General features: G+C 72.7%; 16 protein-coding genes and 1 pseudogene. 7 read left to right on the top strand and 10 right to left on the bottom strand.

Annotated features, from left to right (window positions below):
* The gene (locus AC3EUJ_RS30595) at positions 1–813 is read right to left on the bottom strand and encodes an ABC transporter ATP-binding protein (protein WP_431967060.1); all 813 of its coding nucleotides are present in this window, start codon (positions 811–813) and stop codon (positions 1–3) included.
* Positions 810–1,352 (bottom strand): PadR family transcriptional regulator, encoded by a 543-nt coding sequence (locus tag AC3EUJ_RS30590; RefSeq protein WP_431967058.1) that lies wholly within the window; start codon positions 1,350–1,352, stop codon positions 810–812. Before AC3EUJ_RS30590 ends, AC3EUJ_RS30595 begins: the two co-directional genes overlap by 4 nt.
* A 360-nt stretch (positions 1,353–1,712) precedes the next feature.
* Here AC3EUJ_RS30590 and AC3EUJ_RS30585 point away from each other — a divergent pair, with 360 nt between their 5' ends.
* The 5 genes and pseudogenes from AC3EUJ_RS30585 to AC3EUJ_RS30565 all read left to right on the top strand — a co-directional run bounded on the left by AC3EUJ_RS30585 (position 1,713) and on the right by AC3EUJ_RS30565 (position 5,850).
* The gene (locus tag AC3EUJ_RS30585; protein ID WP_431967056.1) at positions 1,713–2,807 is read left to right on the top strand and encodes a magnesium and cobalt transport protein CorA; all 1,095 of its coding nucleotides are present in this window, start codon (positions 1,713–1,715) and stop codon (positions 2,805–2,807) included.
* Between the two features lie 26 nt (positions 2,808–2,833).
* Positions 2,834–3,310: pseudogene (locus AC3EUJ_RS30580) on the top strand (FAD-dependent oxidoreductase); the annotation flags it as partial.
* 85 nt (positions 3,311–3,395) lie between these two features.
* The gene (locus AC3EUJ_RS30575) at positions 3,396–4,058 is read left to right on the top strand and encodes a GntR family transcriptional regulator (protein ID WP_431967054.1); all 663 of its coding nucleotides are present in this window, start codon (positions 3,396–3,398) and stop codon (positions 4,056–4,058) included.
* Between the two features lie 23 nt (positions 4,059–4,081).
* Positions 4,082–4,756 carry a (2Fe-2S)-binding protein gene (locus tag AC3EUJ_RS30570; protein WP_431967099.1) on the top strand — a complete coding sequence of 225 codons (675 nt, stop codon included), beginning with the start codon at positions 4,082–4,084 and terminating at the stop codon, positions 4,754–4,756.
* A gap of 302 nt (positions 4,757–5,058) precedes the next feature.
* The gene (locus tag AC3EUJ_RS30565; RefSeq protein WP_431967097.1) at positions 5,059–5,850 is read left to right on the top strand and encodes an SAM-dependent methyltransferase; all 792 of its coding nucleotides are present in this window, start codon (positions 5,059–5,061) and stop codon (positions 5,848–5,850) included.
* A gap of 19 nt (positions 5,851–5,869) precedes the next feature.
* Here the strand turns inward: AC3EUJ_RS30565 and AC3EUJ_RS30560 are convergent, their stop codons facing one another.
* A complete protein-coding gene (locus tag AC3EUJ_RS30560; protein ID WP_431967052.1) occupies positions 5,870–6,328 on the bottom strand; it encodes an SRPBCC family protein in 459 nt (152 codons plus the stop codon).
* A gap of 253 nt (positions 6,329–6,581) precedes the next feature.
* Complete coding sequence (gene glnA, locus AC3EUJ_RS30555; protein ID WP_431967050.1) at positions 6,582–7,994, bottom strand: type I glutamate--ammonia ligase; 1,413 nt, start codon at positions 7,992–7,994, stop codon at positions 6,582–6,584.
* A gap of 199 nt (positions 7,995–8,193) precedes the next feature.
* On the opposite strand from glnA, the gene AC3EUJ_RS30550 reads away from it, so the two are divergent.
* Positions 8,194–8,661 carry an RDD family protein gene (locus tag AC3EUJ_RS30550; protein WP_431967048.1) on the top strand — a complete coding sequence of 156 codons (468 nt, stop codon included), beginning with the start codon at positions 8,194–8,196 and terminating at the stop codon, positions 8,659–8,661.
* Positions 8,662–8,746: 85 nt separating this feature from the next.
* On the opposite strand, the gene AC3EUJ_RS30545 is transcribed toward AC3EUJ_RS30550, so the two are convergent.
* From AC3EUJ_RS30545 to lipB, 4 genes are all read right to left on the bottom strand, one after another.
* On the bottom strand, positions 8,747–9,427 hold the full coding sequence (locus tag AC3EUJ_RS30545) for a DUF4191 domain-containing protein (RefSeq protein WP_431967046.1): 681 nt from the start codon (positions 9,425–9,427) through the stop codon (positions 8,747–8,749).
* Positions 9,428–9,506: 79 nt separating this feature from the next.
* Complete coding sequence (locus AC3EUJ_RS30540; RefSeq protein WP_431967095.1) at positions 9,507–9,740, bottom strand: hypothetical protein; 234 nt, start codon at positions 9,738–9,740, stop codon at positions 9,507–9,509.
* Positions 9,741–9,978: 238 nt separating this feature from the next.
* Entirely contained in the window at positions 9,979–10,953 is a 975-nt protein-coding gene (gene lipA, locus AC3EUJ_RS30535; RefSeq protein ID WP_431967044.1) for a lipoyl synthase, read from the bottom strand.
* Positions 10,954–10,992: 39 nt separating this feature from the next.
* Complete coding sequence (lipB, locus tag AC3EUJ_RS30530) at positions 10,993–11,799, bottom strand: lipoyl(octanoyl) transferase LipB (RefSeq protein ID WP_431967042.1); 807 nt, start codon at positions 11,797–11,799, stop codon at positions 10,993–10,995.
* A 347-nt stretch (positions 11,800–12,146) separates the two neighbouring features.
* Between lipB and AC3EUJ_RS30525 the strand changes: the two genes are divergently transcribed.
* Positions 12,147–13,664 (top strand): NsdA family TPR-like regulatory protein, encoded by a 1,518-nt coding sequence (locus AC3EUJ_RS30525; RefSeq protein WP_431967040.1) that lies wholly within the window; start codon positions 12,147–12,149, stop codon positions 13,662–13,664.
* 458 nt (positions 13,665–14,122) lie between these two features.
* On the opposite strand, the gene AC3EUJ_RS30520 is transcribed toward AC3EUJ_RS30525, so the two are convergent.
* On the bottom strand, positions 14,123–15,409 hold the full coding sequence (locus AC3EUJ_RS30520; protein WP_431967038.1) for an NAD(P)/FAD-dependent oxidoreductase: 1,287 nt from the start codon (positions 15,407–15,409) through the stop codon (positions 14,123–14,125).
* Positions 15,410–15,518: 109 nt separating this feature from the next.
* Positions 15,519–16,421 (bottom strand): TIGR01777 family oxidoreductase, encoded by a 903-nt coding sequence (locus AC3EUJ_RS30515; RefSeq protein WP_431967036.1) that lies wholly within the window; start codon positions 16,419–16,421, stop codon positions 15,519–15,521.
* Between the last annotated feature and the right edge of the window lie 23 nt (positions 16,422–16,444).

Genomic DNA, 16,444 nt, shown 5'->3' with positions numbered 1-16,444 from the left:
TCAGTTCTCCCAGTTCAAGAGAGCAGCGAGCCGTGCGGTGCCGGTGTCGCTCCCCAGGGCTGTGTCGTCAGCCAGCGCGCCGTCGCGCAGGGAGACGACGCGGTCGGCGGTGGCGGCGACGCGCTCGTCGTGGGTGACCACGACCAGGGTCTGGCCCGCGGCACGCAGGTCGTCGAAGAGCCGGAGGATGTCCTGGGTCGCTGAACTGTCGAGGTTTCCGGTGGGCTCGTCGGCGAGGACGATCAGCGGCTTGTTGACCAGGGCGCGGGCGATGGCGACCCGCTGCCGCTGCCCGCCGGACAGCTGTGAGGGCAGATTTCGGGACCGGTCGGCGAGTCCGACGTGGTCGAGGAGTTCGGCGGCGCGGTGGCGGGCGGTGCGGGGCGAGGCGCCGGAGAGCAGCGCGGGCAGTTCGACGTTCTCTGCCGCGGTCAGCTCGTCGACCAGGTGGTAGGCCTGGAAGACGAAACCGAGGGAGCGGCGCCGTAGCCGGGCGAGCGCACGCTCGCCGAGGTCGTCGATGCGCTGTCCGCCAAGCCACACCTGGCCCTCGGTGGGCTGGTCGAGCCCTCCCAGCAGCTGGAGCAGCGTGGATTTGCCACAGCCGCTGGGCCCGGTCACGGCGAGCGTCTGCCCGGCGGGGACATCGAGGTCGACCCCGTCGACGGCCCATACCGCGCTCTCGTCCTCGCCGTACACGCGCACCAGACCAACCGCGCGCAGCACCGGCCCGGCCGGCCGGCTCGCTCCCGCGCTGCCGTCCGCCCCGCCGCGCCGCGACCGGCCCCGGCCCCGCTGACCGTCTCTCGTCATCCGTTTCCTCTGCCCTTCTCACGCGGCGCGCGACGGGACCAGGCCCGCTCGCACACCTCCAACCAGCGCAGATCGGCCTGCAGCCGGAGCGTGACGCCCTCCAGAAGCAGCCCGGCCTCCGAACCTGTGTCGTGAGCGAGGGCGGCATGCTGGGCTTCGGCGAGGCTGCTCATCAGCTCCCGCCGACGCGCGTCCACGAGCGCGAGCGGATCGGCCGTGCCGGACTCGCGGGCGGCCACCAGCTTCAGATGGACCTCCGTCACGTCCGCCCGGGGCCCGGTGCTCTCGGCCATCCACGCGGCCACCCGCTCGTGCCCGGCCGCGGTCAGCGCGAACACCTTGCGCTTCGGGCCGCGCACCGCCGCTTCCTCTCGAACCTGGACGACCAGGCCTGCCTTTTCAAGCCGAGTGAGCGTCACATAGACCTGTCCGGCATTCAGCGTCTCCCCGAGCGGCCCGAGTGCCGCCACCAGACGCCTGCGCAGGTCGTAACCGTGCGACGGCTCCTTGACCAGCAGCGCCAGCACCACGTCCTGCACTGAATCCCCCTCCTCAACGCCTCCCAATAGATAGCGGTTAACTAAAAGGGCCGTCAAATCACGTCCACAGGTCGCGATCTGACCGCGCTCTCGCTTTCAAGAGACCTTCGTTTTCTGAAGATCCCTCCCGGAGGGGTGCCCGGTGCCCTCGGGGCCTTCAAAGCCACGCGTTCCTCGACGCGGGCGACACGCTCGTGGTCCCCTCGCCCGACCGCCACGGCCGCAGCCTCCAGGACCTCGTCAACCTGGTCGCCGAGCTGCGCGAGGCAGCCGTACGGTGCGAGCGCGGTGTGACGGAAGGCTCGAACAGGCCCGGTGGTGGGCAATACTGGCGGCCGCACGCCTGCGTAGGAGCCTTTCATGTCGATGATCAGCAATCTCCGCAAAGCCGTTCGCCTCACCCACATACGCCAACGGCGCGTGGACCTCAGCCACCCGGCGCGTTCGCCGCTGGGCAGCTCGGTGGTGAACTGCGTTGTCTACATGGACGGGCTGCGGCAGGACGACTGCGCCGCGTACGAGGCGATCGCCCGGGTCCGCAAGTCCGGCCGGGGATTCGTGTGGATCGGGCTCCACGAGCCCTCGGAAGCGGAGTTCGCCGGCGTCGCGGCGCTGTTCGGGCTGCACCCGCTCGCCGTCGAGGACGCCGTCCACGCCCACCAGCGGCCCAAGCTGGAGCTGTACGGCGAAACCCTGTTCACCGTCCTCAAGACCGCCCGCTACGTGGAGCACGACCGGCTCACCGCCACCAGCGAGGTCGTGGAGACCGGCGACATGATGGTCTTCACCGGCCCCGACTTCGTCATCACGGTCCGCCACGGCGGCAACGGCTCCCTCGGTCCCCTCCGGGAGGGGTTGGAGACCGTCCCCGACCAGCTCGCCAAGGGCCCGGCCGCCGTGCTTCACGCGATAACCGACCACGTCGTCGACCAGTACCTCGCCGTCACCTCCGCGGTCCACGCGGACATCGAGCAGGTCGAGACGGACGTCTTCTCCGACCACCGCGGCCGCGGCACCGACGCCGGCCGGATCTACCAGCTCAAGCGCGAACTGCTGGAGCTCAAACGGGCTGTGGCCCCGCTCGGCCGGCCCCTCCAGCGGCTGGCCGAGGAGCCCCTGCCCGGCATCGAGGCAGACCTGCGGACCTACTTCCGCGACGCCGCCGACCACCTCGCTCGCGCCACCGAGCAGGTCAACTCCTTCGACGAACTGCTCAACTCGATCCTCCAGGCCAACATCGCGCAGGTGACCATGGCCCAGAACGAGGACATGCGCAAGATCAGCGCCTGGGTCGCCATCCTCGCCGTCCCCACCATGATCTGCGGCCTGTACGGCATGAACTTCGACCACATGCCGGAGTTGCGCTGGACCTACGGCTATCCGCTCGCCATCGGCGTGATGGCCGTCGCCTGCTTCGTCATCCACCGGGGATTCCGGCGCAACGGCTGGTTGTGAGCAGTGCTGTGTGACGTATTGCCGGCGTGAGCAAGCCGACGAGCTGCCATGTCGTGGTCGTCGGCGCCGGGATGGTGGGCGCGGCCTGCGCCCTCCACGCCGCGGCGGCCGGGCTCAGCGCCGTCCTCGTGGACCGCGGGCCGGTGGCCGGCGGCACCACCGGGGCCGGCGAGGGCAATCTGCCGGCCTCCGGCAAGGTGCCGGGTCCGGGGCTCGGACTCGTCCTGCGCTCGGCCCGGTCGTGGCGCGAACTGACGGAACGTCACAACCTGCGGGAACGACGGTCGAAGGGCAGGCCGAAGGCGTCCAGGGGGCATGGCGCAGCTGCACGCCCGCGGCGAACTGCCCCGCACCAGGACTTCGTGAACGAGTTCTTCATCGGCACGCAGTGCACCGGCCGGCTCACCGGCACCACCGAGGTGGCCGGCCTGCCCGCCGTGCTGCCGTCCGTCACGGGCCGCGCCTGGATCACCGGCACCGCCCAGTACCTGCTGGACCCGTCCGATCCCTTCCCGCGATTCGTCCTCCAGCCGCCCGGACACCGATACTGGTCGCATACATGCCACGTCGCCGAGGAGGAGCCACTGCATGGCAGCGCACGACGGGCCCGCCCTGCCCGCCCTCGGCCGCCGGCGCACCGGCAGTTACCGCGAGCTCGTCGCGGACGCCCTGCGCGCGGCGCTGGTCGCCGGGGAGCTCCGCCCCGGCGAGGTGCACTCGGTACCCGCGCTGGCGGGCCGCTTCGGCATCTCGGCCACGCCCGTCCGCGAGGCGCTGCTGGACCTGGCCAAGGAGGGGCTGCTCGACCCGGTGCCCAACAAGGGTTTCCGGGTGACCGCGGTCTCCGGGCGGCAGCTGGACGAGTACACCCACCTCCGCTCCCTCATCGAGATCCCGACCGTCACCGGCCTCGCCTCCACCGCCGACGCCACGGCGCTGGAGGCGCTGCGCCCGGCCGCCGAGCAGATCGTCACCGCCGCCGCGGCCGGCGAGCTCATCGCATACGTGGAGGCCGACCGCCGATTCCACCTCGGGCTGCTCGCGCTCGCCGGCAACGAGCACCTGGTCGAGGTCGTCGGCGACCTGCGCAAGCGCTCCCGGCTGTACGGCCTCACGGCGCTCGCCGAGCGCGGCCTGCTACGGGCCTCCGCGCAGGAGCACCTGGAGCTGCTGGACGCCCTGCTGGCCCGCGACGGCGCCCGCGTACAGGCCGTGATGACCCGCCACCTCGGCCACGTCAGGGGCCTGTGAGCGCGCTGACCGGCGGAAGCGGGATGGGACCGTTCTTCGCCGTACGCACCGGGCCGGGGGAGCCTCGGGCCGAGGGCTTCGTGCCGCTGGCCGAGGTGTACGCCGGGCGGCCGTCGCCCGCGCTCACCGGCCGGGTGGCGGAGGTCGGACGGCGGCTCGGCACGTCCGAGCGGCGCGTCGCTGCCTCGCTGGCCCAGCAGGGGCTGGCCGCGCGGCTGTGGTCCGTCGCGCTCGGCCCGGCGGCGCTGACCGGCCGTATGCCCGACCTGTCCGGCGGGCGCCTGTGGTGGCATCCCGGCCGGTCCGCCCCGGACGAGCTGTGGCTGCGGCGGGACGACCCGGACGTGCCCGCCGGCCGGCTGCGCGAGGACGTACTCCTGGGCCACCTGGTGCCCCTGTGCGAGTCCGTGCACGCGGTGTCGGGCGTCGCGCCCGGACTGCTGTGGGGCAACGCCGCCTCGGCCCTCGCCGGCACCCTGCGGGTGCTGCGCTCCTGGTGCCTGGGGGAGGGCGGCCGGTCCGACGCCGCGGCCCGCGCCGCCGCGCTGGCGGAGGAACTGATGGCGGATCCGCTGCTGCGCGACGCCGGCGACCTCCGGCTCACCGGGCCCGGCGCGCCCGCCTACGCCCGCCGCAGCTGCTGCCTGTACTACCGCGTGCCCGGCGGCGGGCTGTGCGGGGACTGCGCGCTGCGCTGAGGGCGGACCCGGCCGGAAGGGCGATCACCCGCGAGCGCCTGATCGTCGAGCCGGCCTACGACCACCACGGCGGCGTCGGCCGGGGCGCCACCCCGATGTCGGGAATGTGCGCCCCGACTGCGTCACGGGCTCTGAGCCTCGTCGACCGGCGGACGTATCGGCCCGCTTCACCGTCGGGGACGCCGCGCCGGACTTCCGGTGACCAGGAACTATCCATGGAGGTGCAGAAGTTGATGATGTGAAAGGCTGTCGTCGGCACCGGGTCAGGGCCCCCGGGCGGCCGCCGAGAGGAGCGCAGCGTGATGGAGAACGGCTTCCGCGCCGAGGAGATCGACACCGGCAGGCCGCACCCCGCGCGGATCTACGACTACCTGCTGGGCGGCAAGGACAACTACGAGGTGGACCGCAAGGCCGCCGACGCACTCGCCACCGCGGCGCCCGAGGTGAGGATCGGCGTCCGCGCCAACCGGGCCTTCATGCGCCGCGCAGTCCGGCACGTGGTCGGCAGCGGCGTCCGCCAGATCCTCGACATCGGCACCGGCCTGCCCACCTCCCCCAACGTGCACGAGATCGCCCAGGAAGTGGCGCCGGACGTCCGCATCGCGTACGTCGACAACGACCCGATCGTGAACACCCACGCCAACGCCCTGCTCAGCCGCTCGGGTGCCACCAGCGTCGTCCTCGCCGACCTGCGCGACCCCCGGGCCGTGCTGGACCACCCCGACGTCCGCCGGGTCATCGACTTCGGTCAGCCGGTCGCCCTGCTCCTCGTCGCCGTCCTGCACTTCCTCACCGAGGCGGAGAAGCCCGCGGAGGTGGTCGCCACCCTGCGAGACGCGCTCCCGGCCGGCAGCTACGTGGTGCTGTCGCACGCCACCGGCGACTTCGCCGACCGCAGCGACGCCCAGGCCGTCTACAACAACGCCACCGCCACCTTGAACCTGCGCTCCCGCTCCGAGATCGAGCGGTTCTTCGACGGCTTCGAGCTGGAGGAGCCGGGCCTCGTCCAGGTCCCCTTCTGGCGTCCCGACGCCCCGGTCCCGCCGCGCTCCGCCGAGATCGGCTTCTACGGCGGCGTCGCCCGCCGCGGCTAGCGGACGGACGCCCCGCCCGTCAGGCGGGCCGGTCCAGCCGGTCCTTGAGGACACGGGCCCTGGCCCGCTGGACCGCCCCGGCCTGGGAGGCGGCGAAGCGCAGCAGGCCGGGCGGCGTGCGAAGGCGCAGGGTGTCGGTGACGAGGCTGCCGGCCCCGTCGCGGTCGATGGCGAAGCGGTAGCCCATGTGGACCCGGGCGGGGCTGCGGACCTCGCCGGAGATCTCGGCGGAGAGCGGAAGACGGTCCGGGACGGCGACGAGCGTGACGTCGATGACGTTGTCGTGCCGCAGGAGCCCCAGGAACCGGAACCGCTCCACCGCCGTGTAGCGCACGGTCCCGCCACTGCGGCGCACGTCGCGGACGTCGACGACGAGCGGCGACAGGCCGATGTAGTGCGCGGGCTCGGACAGGTGCGCGAAGACCTCCTCCGGCGGCGCGGCTATCCGGAAGGTGTGCTCCAGTTCGGCGGACGGCATCTCGGACCCCTCCCTCGTGACGGCGCGTGGCACGGTGATCCTCCCACCGCCCGCGCCGTACTCGCCCCGCTCGTGCTTCTCGAGGCAGCCGGCCGTCACGCCCCCGGGGTGACGCTGACCCAGTTGTCCGGGCCGGTGAACGGCGTACCGGAAGCACGGGGCCGCCGACCGCGTCTTCCGGATACGGAAGGACACGGGCGACGGCCCCAGAACGGCCCCAGAGGGGATGCAGGTGCCGTGACCTGCGGCGTTCTTAGACGTCGAAGTAGAGCTCGAACTCGTGCGGGTGCGGGCGCAGCGCGATCGGGGCGATCTCGTTGGTCCGCTTGTAGTCGATCCAGGTCTCGATCAGGTCGGAGGTGAAGACACCGCCCTGGAGGAGGAACTCGTGGTCCGCCTCGAGGGACTCCAGGACCGCCGACAGCGAGGTCGGGACCTGCGGGACGCCCGCGTGCTCCTCGGGGGCGAGCTCGTAGAGGTCCTTGTCGACGGGCTCGGCCGGCTCGATCTTGTTCTTGATGCCGTCGAGGCCGGCGAGCAGCAGCGCCGAGAAGGCCAGGTACGGGTTGCCGGAGGAGTCCGGGGCGCGGAACTCGATGCGCTTGGCCTTGGGGTTCGCGCCCGTGATCGGGATGCGGATGGCCGCGGAGCGGTTGCGCTGCGAGTAGACCAGGTTGACCGGGGCCTCGAAACCGGGCACCAGGCGGTGGTAGGAGTTCACCGTGGGGTTGGTGAACGCCAGCAGCGCCGGGGCGTGCTTGAGGATGCCGCCGATGTAGTAGCGGGCGGTGTCGGACAGGCCCGCGTAGCCCTGCTCGTCGTAGAACAGCGGGTCGCCGGCGGACCAAAGGGACTGGTGGACGTGCATGCCGGAGCCGTTGTCACCGAAGATCGGCTTGGGCATGAAGGTCGCGGTCTTGCCGGCGCGCCAGGCGACGTTCTTCACGATGTACTTGAAGAGCATCAGGTCGTCGGCCGCGGCGAGCAGCGTGTTGAACTTGTAGTTGATCTCGGCCTGGCCGGCGGTGCCCACCTCGTGGTGCTGGCGCTCGACCTGCAGGCCGGACTTGATCAGCTCCAGGGTGATCTCCGCGCGCAGGTCGGCGAAGTGGTCGACCGGCGGGACCGGGAAGTAGCCGCCCTTGTACTTGACCTTGTAACCGCGGTTGTCCTGCTCCGCACCGCTGTTCCAGGCGCCGGCCTCGGAGTCGATGTGGTAGAAGGACTGGTTCGCGCTGGTCTCGAAGCGGGCGCTGTCGAAGACGTAGAACTCGGCCTCGGGGCCGAAGTACGCGGTGTCGGCGATGCCGGAGGAGGCGAGGTAGGCCTCGGCCTTCTTCGCCACGTTCCGCGGGTCACGGCTGTACTGCTCGCCGGTGATCGGGTCGTGGATGAAGAAGTTGACGTTGAGCGTGGCGTCCTTGCGGAACGGGTCCAGCTTGGCCGTGGAGAGGTCCGGCACCAGCGCCATGTCGGACTCGTGGATGGCCTGGAAGCCGCGGATCGAGGACCCGTCGAACATGAGCTGCTCGTCGGGGTCGAAGGACTCGACCGGGACCGTGAAGTGCTGCATCACACCGGGCAGGTCGCAGAACCGGACGTCCACGAACTTGACGTCGTTGTCCGAGATGAACTTCTTCACCTCGTCGGCGTTTTGGAACGACATCCAACTCCTCCTTGGCCCGGCCCGGGAGGCCGGATTGCAGCTCATGGGTGCGACCAGTGCGGTGGCGCACGTTGGTGCCGACCTTAGAGATCGGGCATTTCCCCCTCGTGACCCATTTGTTTCTTGCAGGTTAACCGAGTCGTCGCACGGGTGCCGGGTCGGACGCGGGCGCCCCGGAGCGGGGGGTTACCGTGGAGCCGTGGACAACAGGGATGTCATCGGATCGTGGATCGAGGGCCCGAAGGCCGCCGCGGAGCGGATGGGCGTCGACTTCGGCTACCGCGGGCAGCGCCTGGGGCTGCCGGAGCACGGCCCCGGCTCGATCGCCCCGGTCGGGCGGCGCGTCGCGGCCCTCTTCATCGACTGGGGCCTGTGCGCGCTGATCGCATACGGGCTGATCGCGCACCGTGACGCGGCCGCGGCCAATCCGTGGACCACGGTGGTCTTCGGCCTCATGAGCGTGCTGCTGCTGGGCACCATCGGCACCACGCCGGGCAAGCGCCTGCTGGGGCTGCGCGTGGTCCGGCAGGACGGCGGGCGGCTCGGCATGGGCGCGGCCGCGCTGCGGACGCTGCTGCTCCTGCTGGTCGTCCCGGCGGTGGTCTGGGACCGGGACACCCGCGGCATGCACGACCGGGCCGTGAAGGCGGTCCAGGTCCGGATGTGAGCGCGGCGCTCGTACGACGCGAAACGCGAGGTGCCCCGGACGATTCGATTCGTCCGGGGCACCTCGCGTTCCGTTTCGTATGCGATCAGCGGCCCTTCGGCATGCGCATGCCCTTGGGGAGCGGGCCCTTCGGCACCGGCATGTTGCTCATCAGATCGCCCAGCGCCCGCAGCCGGTCGTTGACCTCGGTGACCTTGGGGCCGGGCAGGACCCGCGGCAGCTTCAGCAACGTGGTGCGGATCTTCTTCAGCGGCACCTGGCCCTCGCCGTTGCCCACGATGAGGTCGGTGACCGGGACGTCGACGACGATGCGCGCCATCTTCTTCTTCTCGGAGGCCAGCAGGCCCTTCACCCGGTTCGGGTTGCCCTCGCCGACCAGGACGATGCCGGCCTTGCCGACCGCGCGGTGCACGACGTCCTGGCTGCGGGTCATCGCCACCGCGGGCGTCACCGACCAGCCGCGGCCGACGTTGTCCAGCACCGCCGCCGCGGCGCCGGGCTGTCCGTCGAGCTGGCCGAACGCGGCCTTCTCGGCACGCCGCCCGAAGACGATCGCCATCGCCAGCAGGGCCAGCAGGAAGCCCAGGATGCCCGCGTAGATCTCGTGACCGATCAAGAAGCCGATGGCGAGGATGACACCGAAGGTGACGATTCCCACAGCCGCGAGGACGAGACCGACCTTGGAGTCGACTCGCCTGGTCATCTTGTAGGTCTGGGCGATCTGCTTGAGGCGCCCAGGGTTGCTCTCGGATGTATCCCTCGCCATGCCGCACAGGATACGTGGCCCGCGCGGCCCGGGCCCCACCGGAGGGGGGCCGACCTTCGCGCGGAGGCCCGCGGGGGCTCTAGAGAACGTCGCCGCGCGGGGCGCGCGAGGAGACCAGGGCGTCCATCACGTGCTGGGCGTCGCGGCGGTCCTTGGCGCGCTTGCGGTCCTCCAGGACGGCGGACCAGGCGTTGCGGCGGGCCGTCTCCTCGGCGCCACGGAACAGGAAGTACTCCACGGCGCGCAGTGCGCCGGCGGCGGCACCGGGGAGGGTGGTGCCCTGGCGGTGGAGGTGTGCGGCCTCGGCCTGCATGGTGGTGTCCCCCTCAGGACGGCTCAGACGCGGGTGGATGTTCCGCTCATCCAGAGTCACCACATTGTGTTACCAGTCCGTGACCGGTCGGTCAAACCGTCGTGAAACCCCGGCGGTGCCCTCGCGCCGTTCTCCGCGGACGCGCCGCACGTCAGGAACGCGCCAGGAGCCCCCGCGAGGGCCCCTGGCGTGACGAACCGCACGTTACGGGGGTGACCCGAAGGTCATCGCAGCGTGATCAGACCGCCTGTGCGGCGACGACCTCGCCGCGCTCGCCGCGGCGCTCGACGGCCTGCTGGAAGAGCCGGCCGGCCCGGTACGAGGACCGCACGAGCGGGCCCGACATGACACCGGCGAAGCCGATCTCCTCGGCCTCCTCCTTCAGCTCCACGAACTCCTGGGGCTTCACCCAGCGCTCCACCGGGTGGTGCCGCAGGCTCGGGCGCAGGTACTGGGTGATGGTGATCAGCTCGCAGCCCGCGTCGTGCAGGTCCTGCAGCGCCTGGCTGATCTCCTCGCGCTCCTCACCCATGCCGAGGATGAGGTTCGACTTGGTCACCAGGCCGGCCTCGCGCGCCTTGGTGATGACCTCCAGCGAGCGCTCGTAGCGGAAGCCGGGGCGGATGCGCTTGAAGATCCGCGGCACGGTCTCCACGTTGTGGGCCAGCACCTCGGGACGGGCGCCGAAGACCTCGGCGAGCTGCTCCGGCACCGCGTTGAAGTCCGGGATCAGCAGCTCGACCTTGGTGCGGCCGGCGGCCCGGCCGGCGGTCATGGCGTGGATCTGCCGCACGGTCTCGGCGTACAGCCAGGCGCCGCCGTCCTCCAGGTCGTCGCGGGCGACGCCGGTGATGGTCGCGTAGTTGAGGTCCATCGTGACGACGGACTCACCGACGCGACGCGGCTCGTCGCGGTCGAGGGCCTGCGGCTTGCCGGTGTCGATCTGGCAGAAGTCGCAGCGCCGGGTGCACTGGTCGCCGCCGATGAGGAAGGTGGCCTCGCGGTCCTCCCAGCACTCGAAGATGTTGGGGCAGCCCGCCTCCTGGCACACCGTGTGCAGGCCCTCGCGCTTCACGAGGCTGTGCAGCTCGGTGTACTCGGGGCCCATCTTGGCCCGCGTTTTGATCCACTCGGGCTTCCGCTCGATGGGGGTCTGGCTGTTGCGGACCTCCAGACGCAGCATCTTGCGGCCTTCAGGCGCTACAGCGGACACGTCCGACTCCCTCTCGAGGCTTCGTTTCCTTGGTGAACATCAGCGTACGCCTGTGGATTCCTGGACGACCCGGGGGAGCGGCACGGCCGACTCCAAGACCGCCCGCAGGTGCTTCTCGACCACCGGCACGACTTCCGCGACGGTGATGTCACGGCCGAGTTCGTTGCTGAGCGAGGCCACCCCCGCGTCCCGGATGCCGCACGGCACGATCCGGTCGAACCAGGTGTTGTCGGGGTTCACGTTCAGCGCGAAGCCGTGCATCGTCACGCCCTTCGCGACCCGGATGCCGATCGCGGCGAGCTTGCGGTCCTCACGGCGCTGGCCGGCGTTGGACGGGGCGTACTCGGGGCCCGACAGGCGCGGGTCGAACTCGTCGTCCTGCAGCCGCGGGTCGAAGTCCAGCGTCAGCCCCGGGATCACCGGCGGCCGGTCCTCGATCGGGTCGCCCAGCACCCACACGCCGCTGCGGCCCTCCACCCGCGTGGTCTCCAGTCCGAACTCGGCGCACGCGTTGATCAGCGCCTCCTCCAGGCGGCGCACGTGCGCGACCACGTCCACCGGTCGCGGCAGCTTCAGGATGGGGTAGCCGACCAGCTGGCCCGGGCCGTGCCAGGTGATCTTGCCGCCGCGGTCGACGTCCACCACGGGGGTGCCGTCCAGCGGACGCTCGCTGTCCTCGGTGCGGCGGCCCGCGGTGTAGACGGGCGGGTGTTCCAGCAGCAGGCACGTGTCGGGGATCTCGTCGGCGAAGCGCGCGGCGTGCACCCGGCGCTGCTCCTCCCACGCCTCCCGGTACTCCACCGCGTCCTCGCCGAAGCCCAGGTGGACGAAGCGCAGGTCACTCACGGCCGCTCCCTTTGTGGTCCTTTGCGGCGCCCCTCCACGCGTCAAGGGCGCCTCAGCAACTGTACGTCCGGTGGGGTGGTGTCCTGCACGGGGCTGGGGCCTAGCACCAGGCGATGGGCAAGGGAAGCGTTCTGCCGATATGTGGGTGCGGATTCACCCGATACGGCGAATGCGGGGCGCTCGAGTGGTGAGTGAGTCGATACAGAACGTTACATTCGCGCCGTTCTGCGGATGGACCCGCGGCCCACGGACGGTGAACACCGCGCCGGACGCCCGGGACGCCGCGCACCCGAACGCCCGCAACCCAGCACGCCCGCACGTCCGGAAGGCAGGGGACCGCACCACTGATGTCCGACCGTTCCTCGCAGCGCCCCCCGAACCGTCAACTGGCCGCCCTGATCGCCGAAGCCGGGTTCTCCAACGCCGGGCTCGCCCGCCGGGTGGACCAACTCGGCATCGAGCACGGTCTGGACCTGCGGTACGACAAGACCTCCGTCACCCGGTGGCTGCGCGGCCAGCAGCCCCGGGGCACGACGCCCGCCCTCATCGCCGAGGTCTTCACCCGGCGGCTCGGGCGCCGGCTGTCCGCCCACGACCTCGGGCTCGACGCCGTCGCCCCGGTCTACGCGGGGCTGGAGTACGCCGCCTCCCCGGAGGAGGCCGTGGAGATCGTCTCCGGGCTGTGGCGGAAGGACACCGGGAACCAGGCCGACCTCCGCAAGATCGCGTTCACCCCCGCGGGGCTGGTCGTCCCCAGCCGCGACTGGCTGATCGGCCGGGCGGACGACCGGGTGGGGCGCGGCCCCGAGCCCGGCACGGGCCCGGCCGGTCCGGGCCACGGCGGCGGTCCGGGGACCGCGCGGCTGCCCGCGCAGCGCGCCGGTGGCGGCTCACGGGGGGCGCTCACACCGGTCGCGGTCGCCGCGCCCGCGGTGTTCGGCGGCAACGGGCAGCGGGTCGGCGTGGGGGACATCGCCGCCCTGCGCTCCGTCGGCGAGCTCTTCCGCACCCTCGACAACGCCTACGGCGGCGGCCACGCGCGGCAGGCCCTCGTCCGTTACCTGGAGCACGAGGCCGAACCCATGCTGCGCGGCACCTACGGGGAGGCCATGGGACGCCGCCTGTTCGCCGCGGTCGCCGACCTCACCCGGCTCGCCGGCTGGACCTCGTACGACATCGGCGCGCACGGGCTCGCCCAGCGGTACTTCGTGCAGGCCCTGCGGCTCGCGCAGGCCGCCGGGGACCGCGTCTACGGGGGGTACGTCCTCGTCACGATGAGCCGCCAGGCGGTCTACCTCGGGCACGGCCGCGAGGCCGTCCAGCTGGCCCGGGTCGCCCAGCAGGGCGTCGGCAGCGGCGCCCCGCCGGTCGTGCAGGCGCTCTTCCACGCGGCGGAGGCACGTGGCCACGGGCTGCTCGGTGAGGTCCGCGCCTGCACGGCGGCACTGGTGCGGGCCGAACGCGCCCTGGAGGCGGTCAGGAACGGCGACGACGTGCCGTCCTGGGCGCGCTTCTTCGACGAGGCCCAGCTGGCGGACGAGTTCGGCCACTGCCATCGCGACCTCGGCCAGTACCGGGCGGCCTCGCAGCACGCCGAACGCTCGCTGCAACTGCGCGGCCAGGCGTACGCGCGCAGCCGCGTCTTCTGCCGCACGGTGCTGGCCGCCGCGCGGCTCGGCCTCGGCGAGGTCGACGCCGCATGCGCCCTCGGCGCGGAGGCCATGCAGGCCGCCGTCGAGATGCGGTCGCTCCGCGCCGTCGAGTACGTCCGCGACTTCGGCCGCCGCCTCGAAACCCATCGCGACGCCGCCCCCGTCCGCGCCTTCCACGACCGCGCGACGGCCCTGGGCGTGCCCGTGGGGTGACGCCCGGCGGGCGCCGGACAGAGCGGTGCCGTCGAGGTGGTCGTGCGAGCAACCGGCACCGCTCCGGCGCCTGAACCCCCGCCGACCGCCGGCCCGCACGGCGGCGACGGCCCGACGCCCCCATCCTCCCCTCCGCAGCCCGCCGCTTTGCGCCGAAGGCGCGAGACGCGGGGAGAGCCGAAGTACCCGGGGGACCCGACGAAGGGGCCCTACGCGGCGAGTGGCTGCGTGCCAGGGCCCTGGCCGAGGCCCACGTCACGAAGGAGGTGCTGGGCCGCGCGTCGCCCGGAGAGCAGCGCCCCCTGCACCGCTCCGGCGCCTGAACCCCCGCCGACCGCCGGCCCGCACGGCGGCGACGGCCCGACGCCCCCATCCTCCCCTCCGCAGCCCGCCGCTTTGCGCCGAAGGCGCGAGACGCGGGGAGAGCCGAAGTACCCGGGGGACCCGACGAAGGGGCCCTACGCGGCGAGTGGCTGCGTGCCAGGGCCCTGGCCGAGGCCCACGTCACGAAGGAGGTGCTGGGCCGCGCGTCGCCCGGAGAGCAGCGCCCCCTGCACCGTGCTGGTGTCCCGGTGGTCCCCGCACACATAGAGCCCCTGCAGGATCCGCACCGGACGCCGCAGGTCGTGCGGGGCCGTCATCGCCGGCAGCGCCTCCGCGTCGTGGTGGACGGCGAGCAGTTCCCAGCCCGCCGTGGACGTTCCGTAGAGCTCCGCCAGGTGGGCCCGGACGGCGATGTCGTCCGGCGCGGGGGCTGCCGCGGGGCCGAGCAGTACGGACGTGACAAGGGCGCGGCCCACGGGGGCGCGGGAGGGGTCGACGAGGCTGGCCGGAAAGGTGTGGGAGACCGGGCCGCGCCGGTCCGCGTCGAGCACGAGCGCGGGCTGCTTCAGCGGCGCCGCCGGTGCGGCGTGGTGCAGGACGGTGACGCCGTGGAAGCCGGGGACGCGCAGCCCGGGCAGCAGTCCGGCCGCCGCGCGGGCCCCGGTGGCGACGACCACGGCCCGGCACGGGATCTCGTCCCCGCCCGCGGTGCGGACGCCGTTGGTCGCCGCCGCGACCGCCCGCACCCCGGTGCGGACCGTCCCGGTCGGCAGCGCGGCCGCCAGCGCCTGCGGCACCGTGGCGGCGCCGCCCGCCGGCAGACACGTACGGCCGAGGGCGAAGCCGCGCAGGACCAGGTCGGCGACCCGGCTGGACGTCGTCAGGTCCGGGTCGCAGAGCAGCGCGGACAGCAGCGGCCGCAGGTACCCGTCGACCGTGCGGGGCGCGAAGCCGCGCGAGGCGAGGGCGGCGGCGGCCGTGGTCTCGGGGCGGTCCAGGAGGCGCTCGACGGGGGAGCCGGCGAGGCGGTTGAGGGCCGTCCGCAGCCGGGCCTTGTCCAGCGGCGAGCCGATGGGCGCGCGGGCCGCGGCCAGCGCGGCCCGCGGGTCGCCGACGCGGTAGCCGCGGCCGGCGGCCCGTACCAGTACGCCCGGGAAGAGCGGCCGCAGCTGCAGGTCCCGCAGGCCCGGGGTGCGGCGCAGCTCCGGGTAGGAGGTGTTGAGCAGTTGTGGACCCCGGTCGAGGAGGAAGCCGTCGACCTTCTCGGTGGCCATGCGGCCACCCACCCGGTCCTCTGCCTCCAGCACGGTGACGGTGAGCCCGGCACCGGTGAGGTGATGCGCCGCGCAGAGCCCGGCGAGGCCGGCCCCGATCACGCACACGTCCGTCTGTGAACCCGTAGAGCGTGCTGTAGAGAGCACGTTGCCCCTCCCCGAGGTCGGCACGTTTCCCCGCTCGCGTCAGCTGGCGCTGGAACCGTCATGCCCACTCCCGCGCCAACTGATGCCGGAAAACGGCTGTGGGTGGCATTCAGTGCCTTTCTTCGGCCAGCGCGGCCCGGATCGCCTCGTCGATCCCGGGGTGGGCGTGGCTGAACCCGGAGTCCAGCAGCACCCGTGGCACCGCGCGGGTGCTGCCGAGGATCTCGGTGGCGAACTCCCCGACGACGCTGCGCAGTACGGGCCCGGGGACCGCGAACACCGTGGGCCGCCGCAGCACCCGTCCCATCGCCCGGGTCACCTCGGTGTTGGTCAGCGCCTCGGGCGCGCACAGGTTGACCGGGCCGGAGACTGACTCGGTGTCGACGATGTGGCGCAGCGCCGCGATCTGGTCGTGCAGCGAGATGAAGCTCCAGTACTGGCGCCCGTCGCCGAGCCGCCCGCCCAGGCCCGCCTTGAAGAGCGGGAAGAGCCGGCCCCAGGCGCCGCCCCTGCCGGAGACGACCAGCCCGGTGCGGGCGAACGCGGTGCGGACGCCCGCGTCGCGGGCCGGGCCGGCGGCGGCCTCCCAGTCGCGGCACACGGAGGGGAGGAAGCCGGTGCCCAGCGGTGAGCTCTCGTCGACCCGGCGGTCGCCGGTGTCGCCGTACGCGGTGATGCCGGAGCCGCTGACGAGCACCCGCGGCGGGGTGTCCAGGGAGGCGAGGGCCCGCGCGAGGGTGGCGGTGCCCTGCACGCGGCTGTCGCGGATGGTCCGCTTGTAGGCGTCCGTCCAGCGGTGGTCGCCGACCCCGGCGCCGGCGAGGTTGACGACGGCCTCCACGCCCTCGAGCCCCGCGGTGTCGACGGTGCCGCCCCGCGGGTCCCAGCGCACCTCGTCCGGCCCGGACGGCTCCCGCCTGACGAGGCGTAGGACCTCGTGCCGGTCGGTGAGCAGGGAGCGGACCAGGGCGGAGCCGATGAGGCCGGACGAGCCGGTGATGGCGATGCGCATGGGGTAATCGTGGCGCAGAACGG

It is taken from the genome of Actinacidiphila sp. bgisy160, assembly GCF_057707815.1.
This window is presented reverse-complemented; position numbering and strand designations above follow the sequence as displayed.